The following is a 7692-nucleotide window of genomic DNA, read 5'->3' as shown; positions in this document are numbered from 1 at the left end:
CAAAGGGTTCGGCCCGCGTCTGCTGTCAGCGCTCGAAGCAAAGCGGCGCAGCCGCCAGTCTCGAGCGCTGACAGCAGACGCCAAGAGGGCCGAACCCCGCGCGGCGAAGCCGCGCCATTACAACGGTATGTTCTTGTTGTGGCTGGGGTGGCAGGGGGCGGCGGCCAGGGCGGCGGCGATGACGCTGCGGGTTTTCGCCGGGTCGATGACCTCGTCCACCACCCCGATCGACAGTGCGCGTTCCACCCCGCCCGCGATGGCCTCGTGTTCGGCGGTGAGCCGTTCGTGCAGTGCTTCGCGTTCGTCCTCGGGGGCGGCGGCCAGGGCTTTCTTGTGCAGAATGCCGACCGCAGCCTTGGCGCCCATGACGGCGACCTCGGAGCCGGGCCACGCGTAGACCGCGGTGGCGCCCAGGGCGCGGGCGTTCATCGCGATGTAGGCGCCGCCGTAGATTTTGCGGGTGACCAGGGTGACCCGCGGGACCCGGGCCTCGGCGAAGGCGTGCAGCAGTTTGGCGCCGCGGCGCACCACGCCGTCCCATTCCTGGCCGACGCCGGGGAGGTAGCCGGGGACGTCGGTGATCACGACCAGCGGGATACCGAAGGCGTCGCACAACCGCACGAAGCGGGCGGCCTTCTCGGCGCTCTTGGAGTCCAGGCAGCCGCCCAGGCGCAGCGGGTTGTTGGCGAGGATGCCGACGGTGCGCCCGGCCAGCCGGCCCAGGCCGGTGACCATGGAGCGGGCGTAGCCGCCCTGGAGTTCTTCGAAGCTGGATTCGCCGTCGACATTGTCGAGCAATTCGTGAACCAGCGGTTTGACGTCGTAGGCGCGTTTGGCCGAGGCGGGCAGCATGGCCCGCAGGTCGACATTGCCGTGTTCGGCGGCCAGCGGATCGAATTCGCCCTGTTCGGCGAACATCGAGACCAGGCGGCGGGCGCGGTGCATGGCGTCGGCTTCGTCGTCGGCGACGATATGGGTGACACCGGATTTCTTACCGTGGGTCTCGGGACCGCCGAGGGTGGCCATATCGACCTGTTCGCCGGTGACACTGCGCACCACGTCGGGGCCGGTGACGAATACCCGGCCCTCGGGCGCCATGATCACGATATCGGTGAGCGCGGGGCCGTAGGCGGCGCCGCCGGCGGCGAAACCGAGCACGACGGAGATCTGCGGTACCTGTCCGGAAGCACGGACCATGGCCTCGAAGACCAGGCCGACGGCGTGCAGCGCCTCGACACCTTCGGCGAGGCGGGCGCCGCCGGAATGCCAGAGCCCGACGACGGGCGCGCCGGATTCGATGGCGGTGTCGATGGCGGCGACGATATGCCGGCAGCCCTCGACGCCCATGGCCCCGCCCATCACGGTGGCATCGGAGCAGTAGGCGACGGTACGCACTCCGTCGACCTCACCTATCGCGGCGAGCACCCCGGACTTGTCCCGCGGGTGCAGGGGCAGCACGGTGCCCGGGTCGAAGAAACGCTGTAGCCGGCCGAGTGGATCGCGAGGGTCGGTGGCCGTCTCCTGATGGCGGGCCGGAGCCATGATCGTCATCGCGTGCTCTCCTCGAATATGCGTGGCCGGGAAACAGGCCACAGGTGTCGATAGACGACGAGCGGGGCCGGCCGGTATTTCCGGCGGCCCCGCTCCGGGTCGTCGAACAGTTCGATCGGGCTCTGGTGCTAGGCCCGACCGAAGGCGAGCGCGACATTGTGCCCACCGAAACCGAACGAGTTGTTGATCGCGTACTCGATTTCCTGGCGGCGGGCCTCGCCCTTCACCACATCGAGGTCGATCTCGGGATCCTGGTTCTCCAGGTTCAGGGTGGGCGGCACGATACCGTCCCGGATGGCCATCACGGTGAGCACCGATTCCAGCGCGCCGACGGCGCCGATGGAATGGCCCAGCGCGGACTTCGGCGCGTAGATCGACGCGTGGTTGCCGACGGCCTTGTTGATGGCCTTGGCTTCCGCGGTGTCACCGATGGGGGTGGCGGTGGCGTGCGCGTTGATATGGGTGATGTCCTGTTTGGACAGGCCCGCGGTCTGCATGGCGCGGGTCATGGCGCGGGCGGCGCCGGTGCCTTCGGGGTCCGGGGCGACCAGGTGGAAGCCGTCGGAGGTGATCCCGGCACCGAGCAGGCGGGCGTGGATGGTCGCGCCGCGTGCCTTGGCGTGCTCCTCGGTCTCGATGACCATGAGCGCGCCGGCCTCGCCGAAGACGAACCCGTCCCGGTCCTTGTCGAAGGGCCGCGAGGCGCCCTTCGGATCGTCGTTGCGGGTGCTCATCGCGCGCATCATGGTGAACGCGGCGATCGGCACGGCGTCGATGAAACCCTCGACTCCGCCGGTGACGACCATATCGGCATCGCCCATGACGATCATGCGCCACGCGTTGGCGATGCCCTCCGAGCCCGACGAGCACGCCGAGACCGGAGTGACCACTCCTGCCCGGGCCTTCAGCTCGAGACCGACGACGGCGGACGGCCCGTTCGGCATGACCATCTGAACAGCGAGCGGCGAGATCTTGCGATAGCCCCCGTTCTTCAGCTTGTCGACCGAATCGATGAGCGCGTCACCGCCACCTAGTCCAGTGCCGATGGCCACACCCAGCCGATCCGGATCGACCTCCGGGCTGCCCGCGTTGCGCCAGACCTCGCGGCCGAGCACGGTCGCGAGCTGCTCGACGTAGGCCATCCGGCGAGTCTCGACCCGGCTCAGCAGAGTTTCGGGCCGGACCTTCAGATGCCCGCCGATGCGGACCGGAAGGTCGTATTCCTCGACGAAGGAGTCCTCGAGAACGTCGATTCCGCTCTCACCGTTGAGGAGGCCCTTCCACGTCGCATCGACGTCACCCGCGATGGACGTGGACGCCGCCAGACTGGTGACGACGACGTTCGGGAAGTTCCCGTTCTTGGTGGAAGGAGTGGTCACGTGTCGGCCTCTACTCGGCGTTGTCGAACTTGGCCTTGAGCTCGGCGGCCATCTCGGAGTTCTCGGCCTCGAGCTTCTGGACGTAGGCGACGGAATCGCCGACGGTCTTCAGGCTGGCGAGATCCTCGTCGGGGATCTTGACGCCGTACTTGTCCTCCATCTGCACCGCGATTTCGACCATCGACAGCGAGTCGATGTCCAGGTCATCGACGAAGGACTTCTCCATAGTCACCTCGGAGGGCTCGATGCCGGTCACCTCTTCGATGATCTTGCCGAGCTCCTCGACGATTTGTTCCTGGGTCAGAGCGGCCACTTCGTGGCTCCCTTCTTGGTTTCTCTGGGTAGGGCTCTACATATTTCTTCGGGCCGAGACGGCGTACGGTTACGCCGCTCGGTGCCGTGTCTTCCTGGGGGTCGGGAAAAACACGGCCGCAGGCAAGCTAGCTCGAACTCGTGAGCTCGGCCAGCGCGGGGATGTCCTCCGGAGTCTTCAGAGCCAGGTTCGGGGTGCCCTTGAGCTCCCGTTTGGCAATGCCGAAGAGGGTTCCCGCCGGTGGCAGTTCCGCCACCGCCGAAACGCCGGCCTGCCGGACGGTTTCGGTGCACAGGTCCCACCGGACGGGCCGGGTGACCTGCGCGGCGAGCTTAGCCACCGCATCCGCTCCGGATTCGACCGGCTTGCCGTCGGAGTTGGACAGCAGGATGCGGGTGGGGTCGTGCGGGGTGATCTCGGCGATCGCCGCCGCTACCGCTTCCTGGGCCGGTGCCATGAATTCGGTGTGGAACGCGCCCGCCACGGGCAACGCGCGCACGCGCGCCTTCTCCGGCGGGTTGGCGGCCAGTTCGGCAAGTGCCTCCAGGCGGCCGGCCGCAACTATCTGGCCGGTCGCGTTCCGGTTGGCCGGAACCAGTTCCAATTCCTCGAGCCTGGCGAGCACGGCGGCCTCGTCGCCGCCGAGCACCGCGGACATACCGGTGGGCTCCAGCGCGCACGCCTTCGCCATTTCGGCACCGCGGATGGCTGCCAGCGTAACCGCTTGGTCGGCGGAGATCACTCCGGCGACGGCTGCGGCGGCGAGTTCACCCACCGAGTGGCCCGCCACGACGGTATCGGCCGGTACCCGCTTCTCGCCGATCTCGGCGAAGGCGAGCAGCGCGGCCGCGACCACCAGAGGCTGGGTGACGGCGGTATCGGTGATCTCTTCGGCGGTCGCTTCGGTTCCGAGCCGGATCAGATCCAGACCGGATTCCTTCGACCACAGCGCGAGGCGGTCATGAGCGCCGGGCAGGTCGAGCCAGGGCGCGAGCATGCCGGGTGTCTGAGAGCCCTGTCCAGGGGCGAACAACGCGATCACGTACCTAAGAAAACACTGTGAAGGCCCTTTCGCGAGATGTCGACGTGAATAGAGCTTGCCGACAGCTTTTGTATGGTCTCCACAAAATCCCGCGTGGGGTGTCCGGATCGACCGAATCGTCCCGCGCGTTACACCCCGTCGTTGTCCATCGGGACGAATGTGTCTTCTGGTACCGATGTTGACGATTCGTTACGCGTTCGTGTCAAACGACCTACTGTGGCGGCGATTCGCAACACGTAGGCATCGCGCGGATTGAGCGGATCCCGCCCGGTGACCTCACTGATCCGCTTCAGGCGATAACGCACGGTATTTGGATGAACGTACAGTTGACGTGCGCACATCTCGACCGCGCCACCGCAATCCAGGTAGGCATCCAGGGTGTCCGCGAGAGACGATCCGGCAGAGGCCAACGGAAGGACAAGGTACTCGACGAGAGCGTCCACCGCAGCCCGATCGCCGAGCAGAGCACGTTCCGGCAGTAATTCCATGGCGTGAATCGGGCGCGGCGCCTCCCGCCAGCCGATCACCGCCTCCATACCGGCGAGTGCCTCGAGCGCGCTGTTGTGGGCGGCACCCAGAGTGCGGGTGGTCGGGCCGATCACCACCGGGCCGTCCGAGAACGCCTCGGTGAGCAGATCGGCCATGAACGGCGAATTGTGCGGCGCGTCGCCCAGGTTCCCGCTGACCACCATCACCAGCCGGGACCCCTGCACCACCGCCAGCGCCGCGCGGCCGTGCCGGGCCGCGATGGTGTGCACCGCGCCGACCACCGAGACGCCCTGATCCCGCGGCGGGGTACCCACCAGCACCGTGGCCGGCGCGGTGGCGTCCCAGTTGAGCGTGGCGGCCCGGGAGAGCATGTCGGGCCCGGTATCGCCACGCACCACCGCGTCGACCACCAGCGCCTCGAGGCGGGTATCCCAGGCGCCCCGGGATTCCGCCGCGCTGGCGTACACCGAGGCGGCCGCGAAACCGAGCTCGCGCCCGTATCGCAGTACCGCCTCGGTGAGCGCAACCAGCTGGCGATCGTTGCGGGCGAGGGCGGGCAGCCACTGTTCGAAGAACTCCATGGCCACCCGCACCATGTCCACGGTCTGGCGCAGCGTCAGGCGCCGCGCCAGATCCTGTGGGATCACCTGGAAGGCGTCCAGGCTGAACCGGATATCACTGTCCGGGTCCTGGAGCCATTCCAGGAAGTTGACCACCGCGGTCTGCACCAGCATCTGGACTCCCGCACGTTGCGCGGCGTCCAGATCGGCGAAGAACGGTAACCGGTCCTGCATCGACCCGACGGCCTCGGTGGAGAGCCGTCCGGAGAATTGCTTGACCCGCTTGAGGAGGGTGTCCGGCAGCGGATCACGGTTCTGCCGGTTCGGCGACAGCGCGCCGGTCGGCAGGTATACCTCGTTGTCCGAGGAACCGTCGGTGACCCGGCGGGGACGCGGTGGTCTGCGTTCGATCATCTACCTGCCGTTACTCCGCGTCTCCGGCGCCGCCGGCGGTGAACTCCGGGGCGGCGGAGACATCATCGATGCGATACCGGGCGGCGGCCTCGGCGGCCTTCGCCGGATCGAGCTCGCCCATCCGCCCCAGCCCGGCCAGCGCGGCGACCACGATGGACTCGGCGTCCACGTTGAACACCCGGCGGGCGGCGGGGCGGGTGTCGGAGAAGCCGAACCCGTCGGTGCCCAGGGTGGTGAAATCACCCGGGACCCATTTGCGGACCTGATCGGGTACCGCGCGCATCCAGTCGGTGGCGGCCACGAACGGGCCCTCGGCGCCGGCCAGCGCCCGCGCGACGTAGGGCTGCCCCGGATCCTCGCCCGGATGGTGCAGCGCCTCGGTCTCCAGTTCGAGCGCTTCCCGGCGCAGTTCGCCCCAGGAGGTCACCGACCACACATCCGCGGCCACGCCCCAGTGATCGGCGAGCAACTGCTGGGCGCGCAGGCCGTCGGGCACGGTGACACCGGAGACCATGATCTGCGCGCGCACCTCGCCCGCACCGCCCTTGCGGTACAGGTACAGGCCCTTGAGCAGACCGTCCACGTCCAGATCGTCCGGTTCGGCCGGCTGCTGGTAGGGCTCGTTGTAGAGGGTCAGGTAGTAGAAGATGTTCTCGCCACCGAACCCGTCCACACCCGGTGTGCCGCCGTACATCCGGCGCAGGCCGTCGCGCACGATATGGGCGATCTCGAAGGAGAACGCCGGATCGTAGGCCACCACCGCCGGGTTGGTGGACGCCAGCAGCAGCGAATGACCGTCGTTGTGCTGCAGGCCCTCACCGGTGAGGGTGGTGCGCCCGGCGGTCGCGCCGAGGACGAACCCGCGGGCCAGCTGATCGGCCGCGGCCCACAGGCCGTCGCCGGTGCGCTGGAACCCGAACATCGAATAGAAGATGTAGAGCGGGATCATGGGCTCGCCGTGGGTGGCATACGAGGTGCCGACCGCGGTGAACGACGCGGTGGAACCGGCCTCGTTGATGCCCTCGTGCAGGATCTGCCCGACCGTGCTCTCCTTGTAGGCGAGCATCAGTTCCGCGTCGACCGAGGTGTAGAGCTGGCCGTTGCGGTTGTAGATCTTCAGCGACGGGAACCACGAGTCCATCCCGAAGGTGCGGGCCTCGTCCGGGATGATCGGCACGATGCGCTTGCCGATCTCTTTGTCGCGCAGCAGTTCCTTCATCAACCGCACCAGCGCCATGGTGGTGGCGACGTTCTGCTTTCCCGACCCCTTGCGCACCGATTTGTACGCCTCGTCACCGGGCAGCTTCAGCGGTTTCGGGGAGGTCCGCCGCTCGGGCAGGAACCCGCCGAGCGCCTTGCGGCGATCCAGCATGTACTGGATCTCCTTGGTCTCCGGCCCCGGGTGGTAGTACGGGGGCAGGTAGGGATCCTTCTCCAGCTCGGCGTCGCTGATCGGGATGCGCTGCAGATCGCGGAAATCCTTGAGGTCCTGCAGCGTCAGCTTCTTCATCTGGTGCGTGGCGTTGCGGCCCTCGAAATGCTTACCGAGGGTGTAGCCCTTGATCGTCTTGGCCAGGATCACCGTCGGCTGACCCTTGTGCGCCAGCGCCGCCGCGTACGCCGCGTACACCTTGCGGTAGTCGTGACCGCCGCGTTTGAGGTTCCAGATCTCCTGATCCGACAGATCCTGCACCAGGGCCTTGGTGCGCGGATCGCGGCCGAAGAAATGGTCGCGGACGTAGGCGCCGTCGTTGGCCTTGTAGGTCTGGTAGTCGCCGTCGGGGGTGGTGTTCATCAGGTTCACCAGCGCGCCGTCGCGGTCGGCGCCCAGCAGCGCGTCCCACTCCCGGCCCCAGATCACCTTGATGACGTTCCAGCCCGCGCCGCGGAAGAACGATTCCAGCTCCTGGATGATCTTGCCGTTACCGCGCACCGGGCAGATCG

Annotated in this window: 6 protein-coding genes; all 6 read right to left on the bottom strand. The window is 67.7% G+C overall.

Annotated features, from left to right (window positions below; all coding sequences use genetic code 11):
• Positions 1–117: 117 nt before the first annotated feature.
• Positions 118–1551, bottom strand: a complete 1434-nt coding sequence (locus ACWDU1_RS26250; protein WP_450002450.1) for an acyl-CoA carboxylase subunit beta — start codon at positions 1549–1551, stop codon at positions 118–120.
• Positions 1552–1679: 128 nt separating this feature from the next.
• Complete coding sequence (locus ACWDU1_RS26245) at positions 1680–2930, bottom strand: KasA/KasB family beta-ketoacyl-ACP synthase (RefSeq protein ID WP_450002448.1); 1251 nt, start codon at positions 2928–2930, stop codon at positions 1680–1682.
• A 10-nt stretch (positions 2931–2940) separates the two neighbouring features.
• Positions 2941–3243 carry a meromycolate extension acyl carrier protein AcpM gene (gene acpM, locus ACWDU1_RS26240; protein WP_033244933.1) on the bottom strand — a complete coding sequence of 101 codons (303 nt, stop codon included), beginning with the start codon at positions 3241–3243 and terminating at the stop codon, positions 2941–2943.
• A gap of 127 nt (positions 3244–3370) precedes the next feature.
• Positions 3371–4285 (bottom strand): ACP S-malonyltransferase, encoded by a 915-nt coding sequence (locus ACWDU1_RS26235; protein WP_450002446.1) that lies wholly within the window; start codon positions 4283–4285, stop codon positions 3371–3373.
• A 128-nt stretch (positions 4286–4413) separates the two neighbouring features.
• Complete coding sequence (locus ACWDU1_RS26230; protein WP_450002444.1) at positions 4414–5748, bottom strand: PucR family transcriptional regulator; 1335 nt, start codon at positions 5746–5748, stop codon at positions 4414–4416.
• Between the two features lie 10 nt (positions 5749–5758).
• A partial coding sequence (gene aceE / locus ACWDU1_RS26225) for a pyruvate dehydrogenase (acetyl-transferring), homodimeric type (RefSeq protein ID WP_450002442.1) occupies positions 5759–7692 on the bottom strand: 1934 nt, incomplete at its 5' end.

Source organism: Nocardia sp. NPDC003345, assembly GCF_053589395.1.
The sequence above is the reverse complement of the archived record's forward strand: the minus strand, read 5'-3'. Positions and strand labels throughout refer to the sequence as shown.

What these genes read in the sequence shown, in the direction of transcription:
- ACWDU1_RS26250 (WP_450002450.1), bottom strand. Translation starts at nt 1,551, where the DNA reads ATGACGATCATGGCTCCGGCCCGCCATCAGGAGACGGCCACCGACCCT.
- ACWDU1_RS26230 (WP_450002444.1), bottom strand. Translation starts at nt 5,748, where the DNA reads ATGATCGAACGCAGACCACCGCGTCCCCGCCGGGTCACCGACGGTTCC.